At 49.0% G+C, this 18,061-nt stretch carries 12 protein-coding genes; all 12 read left to right on the top strand.

Features of this window, described 5'->3' with window-relative positions:
• Positions 1-928, top strand: a 928-nt coding sequence (mtnA, locus tag PHH59_RS05455) for an S-methyl-5-thioribose-1-phosphate isomerase (protein ID WP_300012408.1), incomplete at its 5' end; no start/stop codon positions are given.
• On the top strand, positions 925-1,659 hold the full coding sequence (cysZ, locus tag PHH59_RS05460) for a sulfate transporter CysZ (RefSeq protein WP_300012411.1): 735 nt from the start codon (positions 925-927) through the stop codon (positions 1,657-1,659). The genes mtnA and cysZ, both read left to right, overlap by 4 nt.
• A 540-nt stretch (positions 1,660-2,199) precedes the next feature.
• Positions 2,200-2,703, top strand: coding sequence for a protein YgfX (locus PHH59_RS05465; protein WP_300012414.1), 504 nt, complete (start codon positions 2,200-2,202; stop codon positions 2,701-2,703).
• A gap of 260 nt (positions 2,704-2,963) precedes the next feature.
• Positions 2,964-3,206 carry an RNA chaperone Hfq gene (hfq, locus tag PHH59_RS05470; protein ID WP_300012417.1) on the top strand — a complete coding sequence of 81 codons (243 nt, stop codon included), beginning with the start codon at positions 2,964-2,966 and terminating at the stop codon, positions 3,204-3,206.
• Positions 3,207-3,271: 65 nt separating this feature from the next.
• Positions 3,272-4,540, top strand: a complete 1,269-nt coding sequence (hflX, locus tag PHH59_RS05475) for a ribosome rescue GTPase HflX (RefSeq protein WP_300012420.1) — start codon at positions 3,272-3,274, stop codon at positions 4,538-4,540.
• Positions 4,541-4,891: 351 nt separating this feature from the next.
• Positions 4,892-6,133 carry an FtsH protease activity modulator HflK gene (gene hflK / locus PHH59_RS05480; protein WP_300012422.1) on the top strand — a complete coding sequence of 414 codons (1,242 nt, stop codon included), beginning with the start codon at positions 4,892-4,894 and terminating at the stop codon, positions 6,131-6,133.
• Positions 6,130-6,990 carry a protease modulator HflC gene (hflC, locus tag PHH59_RS05485; protein ID WP_300012425.1) on the top strand — a complete coding sequence of 287 codons (861 nt, stop codon included), beginning with the start codon at positions 6,130-6,132 and terminating at the stop codon, positions 6,988-6,990. Before hflK ends, hflC begins: the two co-directional genes overlap by 4 nt.
• A gap of 87 nt (positions 6,991-7,077) precedes the next feature.
• A complete protein-coding gene (locus PHH59_RS05490) occupies positions 7,078-8,268 on the top strand; it encodes an ATP phosphoribosyltransferase regulatory subunit (protein ID WP_300012427.1) in 1,191 nt (396 codons plus the stop codon).
• Positions 8,269-8,291: 23 nt separating this feature from the next.
• Positions 8,292-9,584: an adenylosuccinate synthase gene (locus tag PHH59_RS05495; RefSeq protein ID WP_300012430.1), complete on the top strand. Its 1,293-nt coding sequence runs from the start codon at positions 8,292-8,294 to the stop codon at positions 9,582-9,584.
• A gap of 254 nt (positions 9,585-9,838) precedes the next feature.
• Positions 9,839-12,499 (top strand): MMPL family transporter, encoded by a 2,661-nt coding sequence (locus PHH59_RS05500; protein WP_300012433.1) that lies wholly within the window; start codon positions 9,839-9,841, stop codon positions 12,497-12,499.
• 126 nt (positions 12,500-12,625) lie between these two features.
• Positions 12,626-15,010: a GGDEF domain-containing phosphodiesterase gene (locus PHH59_RS05505; RefSeq protein ID WP_300012436.1), complete on the top strand. Its 2,385-nt coding sequence runs from the start codon at positions 12,626-12,628 to the stop codon at positions 15,008-15,010.
• A 360-nt stretch (positions 15,011-15,370) separates the two neighbouring features.
• A complete protein-coding gene (aceE, locus tag PHH59_RS05510; protein ID WP_300012439.1) occupies positions 15,371-18,049 on the top strand; it encodes a pyruvate dehydrogenase (acetyl-transferring), homodimeric type in 2,679 nt (892 codons plus the stop codon).
• Positions 18,050-18,061 lie beyond the last annotated feature (12 nt).

Consider the following 18,061-nt stretch of genomic DNA (forward strand, 5'->3'; position numbering starts at 1 on the left):
TGATGATGCCGCTGGCGTGAGCGAAGCGATTGCCACCATGCGGGTGCGCGGTGCGCCGGCGATTGGCATTGCGGCGGCTTATGGCGTGGTGTTGTCGGCGTACCGGCACTATCCCGCCAGCCCCGATGTTTGGCGGGATAAGGTGGCTGAAGATATGGCGATGTTGGCAAAATCGCGGCCTACCGCAGTGAATTTGTTCACCGCCTTGGCAACGATGGAAGCCGCTTTGGATAGGATTTCCGAACAACCTTTGGTGGATTTGCTGGCCTGTGCCGAGCGGCTCCACGCCGATGATGTTGCGGCAAACCATCGCATGGGCGAGTTGGGTGCGGATCTGATCGGCCAGGCGCGGGGCATTTTGACGCATTGCAACACCGGCGCGTTGGCGACGGGCGGTTATGGCACGGCTTTAGGTGTGATCCGTAGCGTCACAGGGCGACAAGCGGTGGCGGTGTATGCGGGTGAGACACGTCCGTGGTTGCAAGGTGCGCGGCTGACGGTCTGGGAATTGGCGCAAGAAGGCATTCAGGTGACCTTGATTGCCGATTCGGCGGCGGCGTGGTTGATGAAATCGGGTGCGGTTGATTGGGTGGTGGTTGGAGCCGACCGTATTGCGGCGAATGGCGACACGGCGAATAAAATCGGCACTTACGCGCTGGCGGTGTTGGCGCGGCAACATGGGGTAAAATTCATGGTGGTCGCGCCGACCACGACGATAGATTGGAGCATCCAGTCCGGGGAACAGATTGAAATTGAACAACGCGATGCGCGGGAATTATTGCCCGCTTGTTACCACACGCCGGAATCTTTGGTGAGTGCGTGGAATCCGGTGTTTGATGTGACGCCAGCGGAATTGATCACGGCGATTGTGACCGAACTGGGCGTGGTGATGAATCCAACCGAAGCGAATATGGGGAAATTAAAATGAATGTTTCTAAAAAATTGAATAATCCGTTGGTGGCTACAGGCTATTTTTTTACCGGTTTGGGCTGGTTGATGCGGCCTGAATTGCGTCCGTTTGTATTGATGCCTTTGCTGATTAATTTTTTGCTTTATGCGCTGGCTTTGGTGCTGGGTTACCACTACATCAATGCGCTGATAGCCCAATTCATTCCCGATTGGTTAAATTGGTTAAGCTGGGTGTTGTGGCCTTTGTTTTTTATCTGTTTTTTTATCGCCGGATTTTTCACGTTTACCGTGATGGCGAATCTACTTGCCGCACCTTTTTATGGCAAATTGGCGGCGAAAACGGCGGCCTTGCTGAATGGAAACGATGCCGTGACGATGGCGGAGCAGCCAATTTCCAAGGTGATGGCGGCAGAATTTAAGCGCGTTTTGTATTTGGCCACCCGTGCCGTACCTTTGTTGGTGTTGTTTGTGATTCCCGGCCTGAATGTCGCCGCACCGTTTTTGTGGGCTTTGTTTGGTGCCTGGGGCATGGCTTTGGAATATCTGGCGTTTCCGTTGGAAAATGCAGGCGTGTTGTTTCCCGAACAAAAACAACTGGCAAAAGACATGCGCTTGGGTTCGCTGAGTTTTGGTGGTGTGACCATGCTGGGTTTGACGCTACCCGTTTTGAACATTATCGTTGCACCGGCGGCGGTGATTGCGGCAACTATCTATGTCCATGCCGTCCAGGAAAATCAATCGGCGAATTGAATTGGTCGAAGATTGGGGTATATTGCAGGTAAGTGCGTGTTTTAAAAGCCTCGATGTAGTGAAAATCGGTCAAATTTAACCGGGTTGTCTGAACATAACAAAGGAAAGTTGGATGAAATCACCTTGTTTCAAGATAAATTTTATCTAAAAAAATCTTTGTTTTTACCGCCACCAGACTTTTAAAACACGCACTAAGGAATGTGCATGGAATAAATTCGCGGATCAAGACCTGTCAGGTTTTCAAAACCTGACAGGTCTGACGAGCCGGTGCGGAAATTATTTCATACACATTCCTAAGCAATAAACAGCCATGAAGATCTGGAAGATGCAAAACGGGTAAAATCTTCAGATCCATTGTGATGCCTAACGGCCTGAACCCCAATATCGGAGTTTTCCACAGATGAAATTCGGCTATGCCCTAATTCGCACTGCTTGCCGTAACCGCAGAAATTTACGCTCCAAAACTAAACCTTGGGGAGGTTTGTCCCTTATCCTCGTTGTCGGCGGGACGCTTGTTGAACCTTGCATCCCGGTTGCTTCATGAAAAAAGCCATTGAAAATACAGTCTTTTCGCTCAGCCCGTCCAAACGCTTGCAAATGTGCGCCAGAATCATGCACTTGCTGGCTTTGTACGCCTGCCTTGCCAATGCCCTGCCGTTAATGGTGCAATGTGGGGTGGCTATTGTTGTGATGGTGCATTATCGCTTGGCTTCGACGCGCTGCAAATTTGAGTGGCAAACACTGAGATATACTGAGGCTTTCGGTTGGGAAATGGCAAAATCTGGAGAGTTTGTCGCAGTACGTCTATTGCCCGATACGGTGATAACGGCTTTTGCATTGTTTTTGCATGTTGAAATTTTGGATAGCCGTACCCATATCAAGCGTTCGAGTATCTTTGGCTACAACCAAACCCAAAATAAGCCGGCTTTGCTGATATTGCCTGACAGCTTGGCTCAGGATGGTTTTCGCGCCCTTGTCGTGAAACTGAAAACCACCTATAAAATTAAAAGCAAGTCATCGAATCTATTGGTAAAATCTGGTTAAGCGGCAAAGCATGAGGTTTTGTCCGCCAGATTATGATTGTATGAGCGTCCCATCAGTTCGCACACAGTAAGCTCATCCTACTGTGTGCGAACTGATGGGACGCTCACTCATACATACAATCAATAAGTTATTAATTATTTCATAAGTAATCGCCGGAACAATTTTGAAATTTAAGGTGCGATTACTTATGAAACAGTTAATATTGACTGATTATTGCAGTTATCTTAACCAGCATTTCTATAAAAATAAGGAGAAATCGGATGTCAAAAGGCCAAAATTTGCAGGACAATTTTTTAAACACACTCAGAAAAGAACATACGCCAGTGTCCATTTTTCTTGTCAATGGCATCAAGCTGCAAGGTAAGGTCGATTCTTTTGATCAGTATGTCATTATGCTGAAAAATACCGTCAGCCAGATGGTATATAAACACGCCATTTCCACGATAGTGCCCAGCAAAGCGGTCAAAATGATGCGCGAAGGTGATGAAAGCGTTGAAGAATAACGCCTTGCTTGCTACCCAAAACGGTCATAACATCTTTTCTTTTGATTTAATTAATGAGGCACTAATTGTTTGACCGTCCCGATTCAGGTGAACGGGCCGTACTGGTTCATCTGACCTTTCACGCCGGACAGGAAGATCTTGCAGAACTGAAAGAACTGGCTAAATCCGCCGGAACAGACCCTGTCCATGTTGTCACCGGTAGCCGAAAACGTCCCGACGCCAAATATTTTATGGGCATCGGCAAGCTCGAAGAGCTGAAAACGGCGGTGCAAACCTATTCCGCCGATGTCGTCTTAGTCAATCATCCACTTTCACCCAGCCAAGAGCGCAATCTGGAAAAATATCTGGAGGTGCGTGTCGTTGACAGGAATGGACTAATCCTTGATATTTTTGCCCAACGTGCCCAATCCTTTGAAGGTAAGTTGCAAGTCGAGTTGGCACAGCTCAAGCATTTGTCCACCCGTTTGGTGCGGGGATGGACACATTTGGAGCGGCAAAAAGGCGGTATCGGTTTGCGCGGCCCGGGCGAGACCCAGCTCGAAACTGACCGTCGGTTACTGGCCGTGCGTATCAAGCAAATCCAGCAACGTCTCGATAAAGTCGAAAAACAACGCCATCAGGGACGCAGCCAACGTAAAAAAGCCGAAATCCCCACCGTGTCCTTAGTCGGTTATACCAACGCCGGCAAATCGACCTTGTTCAACCAGTTGACCGGAGCGGACATTTACGCCGCCGACCAATTGTTTGCGACTTTAGACCCCACCTTGCGCAGCGTGCGGCTTGCCAACCATAGCGAAATCGTCCTTGCCGATACGGTCGGTTTTATCCGCCATTTACCGCATGAGCTGGTCGCCGCATTCAAATCGACGTTACAGGAAGCCAGCGAAGCGGATTTGCTGCTGCATGTCATCGACGCGAACAGTGATGACCGCGATACGATAATCAGCCAAGTCAACCAGGTTTTAACTGACATCCAGGCCGATAAGGTTAAACAAATCGAAGTGTTCAATAAAATTGACCTGCTTGAAGGTATAGTTCCGCATATTGACCGGGACGATGCAGGCAACCCGATACGGATATGGTTGTCGGCGGAAACTGGCGCCGGTCTTGACTTGTTAGTGCAGGTTTTAGTTGAGTTGTTTGCCAGTAGCAAAGTGACCCGTCGTTGCTTCCTGACTCCGCAACAAGGCGATGTCAGGGCCAAATTATTTACTTGCGCAAAAATAATTGAAGAGCATATTGATGGCCTGGGTGCCAGCGAGTTGCTTGTCGAAATAGATGTAAAGCACTTGGGTTTGTTGAAAGAAGTTAAAACTGAAGATTGTAATCCTTAAAAGCATGGTGGCAATAAGGCAAAACCGGTTGCCGCCATGCTTTTCGTGTTTTCAAGTATTTACGTTAGAATACCCTGACAAGCGCTAGGCAAGAAGCAAGCAATTTATAGCAAAATGTCTTACGGGATAATAGCCAGATATGCTGGATCATTAGTTTCTGGGTTGGACAAAATCATTAGGTTGATTGAAGCCTGTTAAAAGTTGCCAATATCCTGCTGGATGGCACAAAGTATTAATACATCCAATCAATAAGTTATGTGTGTTTCATAAGTCATCGCAAGACCAATTTTGAAATTTATGGTGCGATTACTTATGAAACAATTAATACAATAATCAATACGGAGCATAAAGATGTCGTGGAACGAACCTGGTGGCGATAAAAAAGACCCGTGGAGCGGGCGGGGAGACCAGAATGGCCCTCCCGACCTTGACGAAGCCATACGCGCACTACAAGAAAAATTAGGTAAGATTTTTGGTGGCGGTGGCGGCGATGGCGGCGACCGTTCCTCGGCAGATTCTGGCAGGCCAATGAAAAACCTAGGGTTTATTGTCGCGGGTGCGGCAGTTTTTTTATGGGGTGTTAGTGGTTTTTACGTTGTTGATGAAGGTAACCACGGTGTTGAAACCCGTTTCGGCAAATATATCGGCATCACCCAGTCCGGTTTGCATTGGCATATCCCCGCCCCCATCGAACAAGTCAATATTGTCAACGTCAAAGAACAGCGTTTTATCGAAGTCGGTTACCGCAGTATGGGCGGCGAACAAATGGCAGGATCGATTCCCAAGGTAGAGGAGGCATTGATGCTGACCAAAGACGAAAACTACGTCGATGTGCGCCTCGCGGTGCAGTACCAAGTCAAAGATGCCAAAGATTTTATTTTCAATATCGTCAATCCCGCTGCAACCTTGAAGCAAGTCACCGAAAGTGCCCAACGTGGCGTCATCGGCGGTAGCACAATGGATTTTGTCCTGACCGAAGGCCGTAGCGAAATCGTCACCCAGATCAAAAAAGAAATTCAGGATGTCATGGACAGCTATAAATCGGGTGTCCAAATCACTAGCGTCAACCTGCAAGACGCCCAGCCGCCCGAACAAGTGCAAAATGCCTTTGCCGATGCGATTAAAGCCCGCGAAGACGAACAGCGATTGATCAATGAAGCAGAAGCCTATTCCAATGATGTGGTGCCAAAAGCGCGTGGCGCGGCAGCGAGAAAAATGCAGGAAGCCGAAGGTTACAAAGAGCAGGTCATCGCCCAGGCGGAAGGTGAAACCAGCCGTTTTTCCAAATTATATGCAGAATACAGCAAAGCCCCTGATATTACCCGCAAACGTCTTTACATCGAGTCCATGGAAGCCGTTTTCTCTGAAACCAATACGGTTATGATTGATGTTAAAGGTGGCAATAACATGGTTTATCTGCCCTTGGATAAAATGATGCAACATAAGGCGCCAAACCAAGCCACACAAAATAATCCGGTGCAAACCAGCAATGAACCCACCGCCATGCCCTCACAATCGCCTGCAATGGCTATCGATGAACATGGTGTTGACCGGGCAGCCAGTCGTGGTCGTGATGCAAGAGGTCGTCAATGATGCAAAATAAAATAGCCGCCGGTGTTGCGGGTTTGTTGTTGATCGCTGGCATGATGAGCATGTTCACGGTCAAAGAAACCGAAAAAGCCATTAAATTCCGTTTCGGTGAGATCATCGAAAGCAACTATGAACCGGGCTTGCATTTTCGGATGCCGATCATCAACACCGTCAAGCTTTTCGATGCCCGCATCCAGACGATGGATTCCAGGCCGGAACGCTTCCTGACCGCCGAAAAGAAAAATGTCATTGTCGATTCTTTCGTGAAATGGCGCATCGGTGATGTCACCAAGTTTTACACCGTGGTCGCCGGCGACATAGACCAAGCCAATTTGCGTTTGGATCAAATCATCAAAGACGCGTTTCGTGGCGAATTCAGCAAACGCAACATCAGGCAATTGGTTTCCACGGACCGTAGCGCGATACGCGAGATTCTAATCAATAATTCCAAACTGATTGCCGCCAATCTGGGCATGGAAATTATTGATGTGCAGGTCATGCGTATCGACTTGCCCGAAGAAGTCAGCGCATCCGTTTTCAGCCGGATGGAAGCCGAACGTGAGCGGGTCGCGCGGGAGTTCCGTTCGCAAGGTGCGGAAGCGGCGGAACGCATACGCGCAGATGCTGACCGGCAACGTGTCGTGACGCTGGCGAACGCCTACCGTGAAGCCGAAAAATTGCGCGGTGAAGGCGATGCCAGATCAGCAGAAATTTACGCGCAGGCTTACGGTCAGGATGCGGAGTTCTTCACTTTCTACCGCAGCTTGAATGCGTATAAAAAAACCTTCTCAAATTCCAGCATGATGGTGCTGGATCCCGACTCTGATTTCTTCCAATATTTTAAGAAACAGACAAAATGAAGTAAGCTATCCACTCTAGCGAATTGTCAAAACACCAAGACGCTCCGCCTATGCGGGGCGTTTTGTTTGAGTGGGACTTAAAAAAACATGCAACAAAAAGATTCGTGGCTATTGCCCGAAGGCATAGAAGAAACCTTGCCGACTGAAGCAAAACATCTGGAAGCCTTGCGAAACAAGCTGTTAGGGATGTTTTCCTGTTGGGGTTATGAACTCGTCATACCGCCTTTTATCGACTTCCTCGATTCCCTGTTGACCGGTTCCGGTCATGACTTGGATTTGCAAACCTTTAAGCTGACCGACCAAATCAGTGGTGAAATGCTAGGCATACGCGCCGATATGACGCCGCAAGTCGCCAGGATCGATGCCCATAATCTTAAACACGCTTGGCCGACCCGCCTATGTTATGCAGGTACGGTGCTGCACACGCGTGGCGATCCTCTGGAAAAAACCCGCAGCCCCATGCAAATCGGCGCGGAATTATACGGACATGCGGGCAAGGAAAGCGACCTTGAAGTGATTTGTTTGATGCTGGAAATGTTGGCTATAACCGGGCTGCAAAACGTGCATCTGGATTTGGGCCATGTCGGCATTTACCGGGCTTTGGCAGAACAGGCGGGTTTGTCGGACGTGCAGGAAAGCGAATTGTTCGACATTTTGCAACGCAAAGCCCGGCCGGAATTAGCTGAACTGATGGATGGCTACGCCATTGATGGTGCGCTTAAGCAACTATTTTTGAAACTGCCTGAATTAAATGGCGACCAAGCCATCCTCGAAAAAGCCAACGCGGTACTGGCAAATGCGCATGATCCTGTCAAACAGGCTTTGGCTGAATTAATCGCTATCGCCCAGCAACTGGCCCAACGTTTTCCAAGCCTGGCCATCAGTTTCGATTTAGCCGAATTGCGTGGCTACCATTATCATACCGGCATAGTCTTCGCGGCGTTTGTACCTTCGGTGGGCAAAGAAATCGCCCGTGGCGGACGTTACGACAATATTGGCGCGGTGTTTGGCAGGGCGCGTCCGGCGACGGGTTTCAGTGCCGATTTAAAAGTATTGTCAGCCCTGGGCAAACACAGTTTCCAAGCACCGAAGAGGGAGTTGATTTTCGCACCGTCCCTCGATGACGCCGCCCTTACTGAAGCCATCAGGGACTTGCGCGCCCGGCAACGGGCGGTCATCCAACAATTGCCCGGACAAACAGGCGGGGCCGCCGAATACGGTTGTACGGCGATTTTAGAACAAGAACAGCAACATTGGGTTGTCAAACCTCTTAACTAATCTGAAACATCATCGGAAATATCATGGGAAAAAATGTCATTGTCATCGGCACTCAATGGGGTGACGAAGGAAAAGGGAAACTGGTCGATTTATTGACCGAACAAGCCCAGGCTGTCGTGCGTTTTCAAGGTGGGCATAACGCCGGGCACACCTTGGTCATCAAAGGCGAGAAAACGGTGTTGCATCTAATCCCCTCCGGCATATTGCGCGAAAATGTGCAATGTATGATTGGTAATGGGGTGGTTTTGTCCCCTAATGCGTTGATGGAAGAAATTGAGTTTTTGGAAAAGGCCGGTATTTCGGTCAGAAACCGTTTGTTAATCAGCGAAGCCTGCACCTTGATTTTGCCTGTGCATATCGCCATTGACCAAGCCCGTGAAAAAGCCCGTGGCAGCAAAGCCATCGGCACGACGGGCCGCGGTATCGGCCCCGCTTACGAAGACAAGGCTGGACGCCGGGGCTTACGCGCTGGCGATTTCAAAAATCCTCAAAGTTTCGCCGAAAAATTTAAAGAGCTGGTGGAATATCACAATTTCATGCTCACAAATTATTATCATGTGGATGCTATCGATTACCAGCAAACCTTGGATGAAGCCTTGGCATTAGGTGGGCAAATCAAGCCGATGCTGTGTGATGTCAGTGAAAAACTTTACCGTCATCAAGAGGCGGGCAGCAATCTGTTGTTTGAAGGGGCGCAAGGCGCGTTGCTTGATGTGGATCACGGCACTTTCCCGTATGTGACCTCATCGAGCACCACGGCAGGCGGCGCGGCAACCGGTAGTGGAGTCGGCTTGTTGGATTTTGATTATGTGCTGGGCATCACCAAAGCCTATTCAACACGCGTGGGCAATGGCCCGTTCCCTAGCGAGCTGCATGATGCCAATGGCGAGCATCTGAGCGTCAAGGGGTTTGAAGTCGGCGCCACCACCGGACGTAAACGCCGCACTGGCTGGTTTGATGCGGTGGCGATGCGTAAATCGGCGAAACTGAACAGTTTAAGCGGTATCTGTTTGACCAAACTGGATGTGCTGGACGGTTTGGAAAAAGTTGGCATTTGTACGGCTTACCGTCTGGATGGTTCGGTCACCGACACCGCGCCTTTGGGTGCGGAAGCCTATCAGGAATGCCATGCCATTATCGAAGAAATGCCTGGTTGGAGCGGCACGACTGCAGGCGTGACCGATTTTGACGCCTTGCCCGACAATGCCAAAGCGTATGTCAGGCGTATTGAAGAACTCGTAGGCATTAAGGTTACGATTCTGTCAACAGGGCCTGATCGTGATGAAACGATTATCCTGGAACATCCATTTGCTTAAATCTTAGCTTATCCATCCTATCTAGGCGTCAAAGGTAATTATGGCAGACCTTAGGGTAAAATACTCGAAGGTCTGCATTGGCTACTTTACTTGGCACTTTCCCCCAAACTACCTATAGCCGGCCTTTTTTCTTGAACATGGGTGCATTGGGCGTCGGCTATTTTAACGACAGATTCCCCGTGGCGGCTCTTATGTTCTTTATAAACTTCCAATAAAAAACCAGCTATTTTTCACCTTAATTCAAATTGTCCGAAATGTCATTTACAAGCCATAGCCAAGATTTGCTGTCTCGTTGGGGGAATTGGAGCGTAAAAAATCCTTTGCTGGTGTTGCTCATCGTTAGTGTGGGCGTCATCTTGGCGTATTTCTATACCGCCAAGCATCTGAGCATCAACACGGATACCACTGAGCTGGTCGCCCCGGATGCCCCGTTTCAGCAAAACAGCCGTAAATTTGAAAAAGCCTTCCCCCAGGACATGCGCACCTTGTTGCTGGTGGTGGAGTCCGCCACCCCGGAACTGGCGAAGTCGGCAACCCAGCGTTTGGGTCGTTTGTTGGAGGCTGACAAAGCCCACTTCGAATCGGTTTATACGCCTAACGACAATGGGTTTTTTCGGAAAAACGGCTTGCTTTTCCTTGATATCGCGGACTTGCAAGACTTGTCTTCGACCATGTCCGAAGCGCAGCCGTTCATCGGCAGGATTTCGCAGGAAACGCATTTGTCAGGTTTTTTCTCGATACTTGATGACGCGTTTGTTTCTTCTGATGAAAATGGCAAATTACCGGTGGATTTACCGGCCTTAATCAGCAAAGTGTCCCTGGTTTTGCATCAAACGATGAATGGCGGCACGGCCTTGTTGTCTTGGGAAGAATTGATCACCAGCAGCAAAAAAATCACCACCAAGAATGGCTTTATCGTGGTCCGGCCTAAATTTGATTATGCCCAGATCCGTCCGGCGGAAGAGGCCATCAATGCCGTGCATAAAGCCGTTGCAGGGATCCAGGAAGCCGATTTACCTGAAGTCAAGGTCTGGTTAAGCGGCGAAGTGGGGCTGGAAGATGATGAATTGGCGGGCATGAGCACCGGCACGTTCAATGCCAGCTTGTTTTCGGTGGTGGTGGTCTTAGGTATTTTGCTGGTGGCCTACCGCTCCGTATTTTTAACGATAGCAACTTTAGTCACCTTGGCTTTAGGCATGGTGTTCTGCGGAGCCTTCGCGGCGGCGGCGGTCGGGGAGCTGAATTTGATTTCGGTGGCTTTTGCGGTCTCGAACATCGGTTTAGGGGTGGAATATGCGATACATTTTTGTCTGCGTTACCGTGACAACCTTGCCCGTCATATCGGCAAAGACCGGGCTATTATCGGCACCTTAACATCGACCAGCCCGTCGCTGTTGCTGTGTGCCGGAACGACGGCGATAGGTCTGTATGCGTTTATCCCCACCGATTATCAAGGGGTTTCTGAGTTAGGATTGCTGGCCGGCACCAGTTTGTTTATTTGTTTGTTGGTGACGTTGACCGTATTGCCGGTGATGGTCAAGCTAATGCCATTAAAAACGGCTGATAAGCCCGATGCAAGGCAAGTTTTACAAATTGAGCATTTGCCTGAGAAATTGGCCTTACTGACCCTACATCATGCCAAGCCCATTGCCTTGATGGTCGCGCTTCTGGCGGTAGTTTCGCTATTTTTGATGCCGCAGGTAGAAACCGATTTTAACCCCATCAATCTGCGCGACCCTAACACCGAATCGGTGATTGCTTTTAAGGCCCTGACCCAGGATAAAGAAACGACTCCGATGACCTTGACGGTGTTAGTCAAAGATGCTGAAAAAGCCAAAGCCTTGCAGCAAAGGCTAGGCAAATTGGCAAGTGTTGACAAAACCATTAGTCTGTTTGATTTTCAACCTGGCGATCAGGAAGAAAAATTGGCATTGATTGAAGAAATGGATTTGACTATGGGTATGCAGACGCGTGAATTTCCAGCCTTGAACATGGACAACAACCCCATTCCGGCAATCCAGCATTTGCTGAAAACATTGGACATTATTTTGCCGAAGACCAGCAACCCTCATGAGTTGGACGTTTTTTCGGCGTTTAAAAGTGAATTGCAGGGCTTGTTGAGGGAGCATGAAGCACGGTTGCAGCCTTATCGCCACTCGTTTTTGGCTAAGGTGCAAACGGCCTTGTTAGGGACTTTGCCGCAAGCGATGAATGGTATGTTGGCCAGTTTTGACGCGGCTGAAATCACCCTTGATGACATCCCGCCTGATATTAAAGAGCGTTGGTTGAGCAAAGAAGGATGGTATCGTATCCAGATATTTCCCCGCCAAGATTTGAACGATTTGGATAACCTTGAACACTTCATCACCGATGTGCAAACCCTGGAACCCGACGCCACCGACTTGCCGATACTGTATTGGGAATCCATGAAAGCGGTGGTCGGGGCTTTTGAAGAAGCGATCACTATTGCCTTGGTCACCATCGCACTGGTATTGTTCAGCATCCGCCGTAATTTGACCGATACCTTGCTGATTATGACGCCGTTGGTGTTGGCGGGATTGTTTACGATGGCGAGCACGGTGCTGACCCATACGCCCATCAATTTTGCCAATATTATCGCGCTGCCGCTGTTATTGGGCTTTGGTGTTGACAACGGCATACACATGGTCGAAAAATTGCGGCATTCGGTTGCCGAAGAACAGAATATGTATCAATCCAGTACCGCCAGGGCGATGTTTTATGGGGCGTTGACCACCAGCTCCAGCTTTGCCGGCTTGGCGTTTTCTTCGCATCAGGGCATTGCCAGCATGGGTTTGGTGATTACGATAGGTATTTTCTGGATTATGGTCAGCACCTTCATCATTTTGCCGGCATTCAGCAAATTGGTTTTAAAAAACAACAAGGTCAATGTATAAAAATGGGGCAGGCCCGGGCATCGGTTTTATGTGTTGTGCGTTAGCCGCAAATCCACAATCTGTGTAGTTGGGCAGGTCGGGTGGCTCCATCCATTCCGTTAGTTTGCTATAGGTTAATCTAAAAATATGAAATATAAGATACCTTTATGCTTATCAGTATTTGGCTTGGCAAATTTCTGCTATTTGATTCTGGCAAACTTTGTGCTGGAGGATTATTGGGTTCACCAAGACCAACTGGCGGATGGTTTGTTGGCCTTAAATGGTTTGTTCCTTACCTATTTGCTGTTTGAAAATATTCGGCAACAGCAACGCTACTACCTTAGTTTCGATGACGAACCGGCGGATAAACCGCTAGTCGAAATGCCGGTCATTTCCCCGCAAAATCAGGATTATTTAAGGATTATCGAATACATACCCGATTTCCTTTGCCTCAAAGACCATCATGGGCACTGGTTGTGTGCCAGTAGTGCTTATTTGTTCAGCTTTAATTTGCAGGATGTAGATTATATCGGCAAGACCGATGAAGAACTGATCAGCAATTCCAACTGTAATGCCCGTGCTTTGCGGCTTAGTATCATCCAGGATAAAAGTGCCTGGCATCTTCGGCACAAGGTCAAGGAAACCCGGATTATTTCGCGTCTGGACAATAAGAACGAAATTCTTGAAATTAGCAGGACACCGATTTTTGATGTCCAACAAAACCGTTCGCATTTGATCATTACCGGACACTTCGTTGACCAGACTGAAAAAACCCAACTGGAGCAGGTGGAGAAAGCCTTTCAAGTCTGTCATTTATGTTTTATTTTTTTAGACAACCAGTTCAGGATTAGCCGCGTCAATCCTGCCTTTACCGAATTGACTGGTTACCTGTTTGATGAAATCGAACATCGGCAATTATCAGTGATTATCGACGACCAGCTTGAGTTGATCCGCGCGGATTTTTTTAATAACGAGCGGGAAGTGTTATGGTCTGGCGAAATGCATTGCCGCCACAAAAACGGCACACTTTTTCCGGTCAAGCTTGACATCATCGCTATCGCCAGGGAAGGCATGGATGTCAGTTATTTTGCCACGCTGTTTGACATAACTTTACAGAAGAAATCCGAACAACGGGTTATGCAGATTGCCCATTACGATGATTTGACCGGGCTGGTGAACAGGGTCGTGTTTTTTGACCGGTTGAACGAGTTTTTAACATCGGCCAAATTTCAACATTATTATGCGGTGGTTTTCTTTGTTGACCTGGATCGCTTTAAAACGGTAAACGATTCGCTGGGGCATGACGCCGGCAATATGTTGTTGAAAGAAACCGGGGCCAGATTGTTGTCGATTATGCAGCATGACGATGTGGTGGCCCGTTTGAGCGGGGATGAGTTTGCCCTGTTAAGGCTCAACCAAACCGCCCATGAGCAAGCAATCTACACGGCTTCCATGATTGCCGGTGAAATCATCCATAAAATGTCAGAAGTGTTTTATATCCAAACCCGCGAAGTCTTCATCGGTGCCAGTGTCGGCATTTCCATTTATCCTGAAGACGGCTTGACCACTGAAGTGTTGCTCAAACATGCCGATATAGCCATGTATGAGGCTAAAAGGCAGGGGCGTAACAATTACCAGTTTTACAAAAAGGATTATACAACGGCCACCCAAGATCGCCTGCTCATGGAGTTGAATTTACGCAAGGCCATTGAAAAAAATGAATTGCAGTTGTATTACCAGCCCCAGTATTACGCCGCCACCCGCAAGATTTTTGGTGCCGAAGTGCTGATCCGCTGGTTTCAGGGAACCGCCGGCCAGACCAAAATCATACCACCGGACAAATTTATCACGATTGCCGAGGAAACCGGTCTGATTGTCGAGATTGGCGAATGGATCATGCAAACCGCCTGTCTGCAAATGAAACAATGGCTGTTGGCGGATTATCCCTTGCAGCAGGTTTCCGTGAATGTGTCGGCACGGCAATTTACCGATAATAACTTCCTCAAATCAGTAGAAGATGCGCTGGCAAAAGCAGAATTGGATGCCAAGCATTTGGAATTGGAAATCACCGAATCCATGCTGGTCGGTGATGTAAAACAAATTGAATTACAATTAAACCGGCTGAAAAAAATGGGCATCAAAATCGCGTTGGATGATTTTGGTACGGGCTATTCTTCACTCTCGTATCTGAAAAGTTTCCCCATTGATGTGCTAAAAATCGACCAATCGTTTATTCGGGAAATGACGATTGAATCCAAAGATGCCCGTTTGGCTTCGGCGATTATTGAGATGGGGCATTCTTTGGGGCAAAAAATCATTGCCGAAGGTGTGGAAACGGAACATCAACTCGAATATCTGACCCATCGCGGCTGCGATATTATCCAGGGCTATTTTTTCAGCAAACCCTTGCCGGTGCAGGACATGAGCATTTTGCTGGCTAAAGAGGCGCAATTGCTGGTCAATAGCAGCCAAAGAAGGGCCTTGCCAACGGCGCCGTTCGACAAAGATATTTTTGATAAAGAACTTTTCTGATTTGGCCAATTTTCTATCTGAATAGCCAAAATGATTAAAACGGGTGCATTGCCAAGCTCCATTTGTATATACTATGCAGCACTAGCAGCATAATTTTCTTAACAGGCTTTGTCGCCTAAGACCGGTCTCACCAGCCCATTTCCAGTAATGACATTCATTGAGCAATTTGCAAGCGTCCCCCGCCTGTCCAGTCCAGATATAAAAAATCAAAACCAGAGGGTCAGCAAGGCCAGGCATTGCCAGATGGCATTGGTGTTTTTTACCCAAATCAAATAAGTCACCGTCCGTTATTAACCACGGTTAAGTCATACGCTTCGCTATATGATCAACCCATAGGATCAAACCCAACAGGATTACCCCATGAAGAATAGCCTAATTTCAGAAATTACCGGACAAAACGATATTGATCCGGCAGAAACCCGGGAATGGATTGAGGCTTTGCAGGCCGTACTGGAGCAAGATGGCAGTGAACGGGCGCATTTTTTGATTGAACAACTGGTGGCAGTCACCCGCCATTCAGGATTTGACATCCCGTTTAGTGCCAATACCGCGTATCTCAATACCATACCGGTTGAACGGCAAGCACAGTTTCCTGGTGACGCGACCATAGAACAACGGATCCGTTCTTATGTGCGCTGGAACGCGATGATGATGGTGTTGCGGGCGAACAAACACACCAATGTCGGCGGACATATCGCCAGTTTTGCCTCGGCGGCGACGCTTTATGATGTGGGTTACAACCATTTTTGGCACGCCGCTTCCGAACAGCATGGCGGCGATTTGATTTACACCCAGGGCCATTTGACACCAGGTGATTATGCCCGCGCGTTTTTGTTGGGCCGCTTCACCCAAGCGCAAATGGATAACTTCCGTCAAGAAGTGCATGGCGATGGCTTGTCGTCATATCCCCATCCTTGGCTGATGCAGGATTTTTGGCAATTCCCGACCGTATCTATGGGCTTGGGTCCGATTATGGCGATTTACCAAGCACGCTTCATGCGTTATTTGCAAGACCGTGGTTTCGCCGATACCGCAAACCGTAAAGTCTGGAGTTTCCTAGGCGATGGTGAGACGGACGAACCGGAATCGCTGGGCGCGATAGGCATGGCCGGTCGTGAAAAACTGGACAACCTGATTTTCGTCGTCAACTGTAACCTGCAACGGTTGGATGGCCCGGTACGCGGCAATGGCAAAATCATCCAGGAGCTGGAAAGCGAATTCCGTGGTGCGGGTTGGAATGTCATTAAAGTGGTTTGGGGGCAGCGTTGGGATATTCTCTTGGCGCGTGACAAACAGGGCTTGTTGATCAAACGTATGATGGAGTGCGTGGACGGTGATTTCCAAACCTTCAAGGCCAAAGATGGCGCGTATGTCCGTGAGCATTTCTTTAACAGCCCGGAACTGAAAGCGATGGTCGCCGACTGGTCTGACCGCGATATTTGGGAGCTGAACCGTGGCGGACATGATCCTGCCAAAGTTTATGCGGCATTCCACGCCGCCGTGAACCACCAAGGCCAGCCCACCGTGATTTTGGCGAAAACCATCAAAGGTTACGGCATGGGCGAATCAGGCCAAGCACAAAACATCACCCACCAACAGAAAAAAATGAGCCCCAGCTCGCTGACGCATTTCCGTGACCGTTACGAATTGCCGGTGACCGACGATGAATTGCATGAACTGCCTTACCTGACCTTCCTCGAAGGTTCCAAAGAACTGGAATACATGCGTAAACGCCGCACCGAATTAGGTGGCAATCTGCCGTCACGCCGCAGCAAATCTTACGCGCTGGACGTGCCGGTATTGAGCGATTTCAAACCCCTGTTGGAAGCCAGTGGCGAAGGCCGCGAAATTTCGACGACGATGGCGTTCGTGCGCTTGATCAACATTTTGACCAAAGACAAAAACATCGGCAAACGTATCGTGCCTATCGTGCCGGATGAATCCCGCACTTTCGGCATGGAAGGCATGTTCCGGCAATTGGGGATATGGTCGCAAGTGGGCCAGCTTTATACGCCACAAGATGCCAAAGAATTGATGTTCTACAAAGAAGACAAGCACGGGCAGATTTTGCAGGAAGGGATTAACGAAGCGGGCGGTTTGTGTGATTGGATTGCCGCTGGTACGTCTTACTCCACGCACAACGTGCCGATGATCCCGTTCTTTATTTATTACTCGATGTTTGGTTTCCAACGCGTCGGCGATTTGATCTGGGCGGCGGCAGACCAACGTACCCGTGGCTTCCTGATGGGCGGCACGGCGGGACGTACCACGCTGAACGGCGAAGGCTTGCAGCATGAAGACGGGCATAGCCATATCATGGCGGCGACCGTGCCCAATTGCGTCTCTTACGATCCGACCTACTCCTACGAATTGGCGGTGATTGTCCAAGACGGCTTGCGGCGCATGTATGTCGAGCAAGAAGATGTGTTTTATTACATCACCGTGATGAACGAAAACTACGAACATCCGGCCCTGCCCAAAGGGGAAGAACAAAACATCCTTAAAGGGATGTACAGTTTCCGTAAAGGGGCGGATAACAAAACCCCGCGTGTGCAATTGTTAGGCTCTGGCACGATTTTCCGCGAAGTTGAATTCGCCGCCGATTTGTTGCGTGATGATTGGGGCGTTGAAGCGGATTTGTGGAGTTGCCCAAGTTTCACCGAATTGGCCCGCGATGGGCAACTTTGCCAGCGTTGGAACCGCCTGCACCCGACCGAACCGCCTAAACAAGCCCATGTTGCGCATTGTTTGACAAACGCTGTCGGTCCTATCGTTGCCGCGACTGATTACACCCGTGCCTTTGCCGAGCAAATCCGCTTTTTGATTGCAGCCCCTTATACGGTGTTGGGGACTGATGGTTTTGGGCGTTCCGACACCCGCGAAAACTTGCGCCGATTCTTTGAAGTGGACCGTTACCATGTGACCGTCGCTGCATTGAAGGCCTTGGCGGACTTAGGCCAATTTGAGCCTGCCAAAGTTGAGGTGGCGATTGCCAAATACGGCTTGGCGGCAGATGTTAAAGCACCGTGGCTAATCTAATCCAAGGATAAG

Source organism: Methylovulum sp. (assembly GCF_028687615.1).
Taxonomy (GTDB): domain Bacteria; phylum Pseudomonadota; class Gammaproteobacteria; order Methylococcales; family Methylomonadaceae; genus Methylovulum.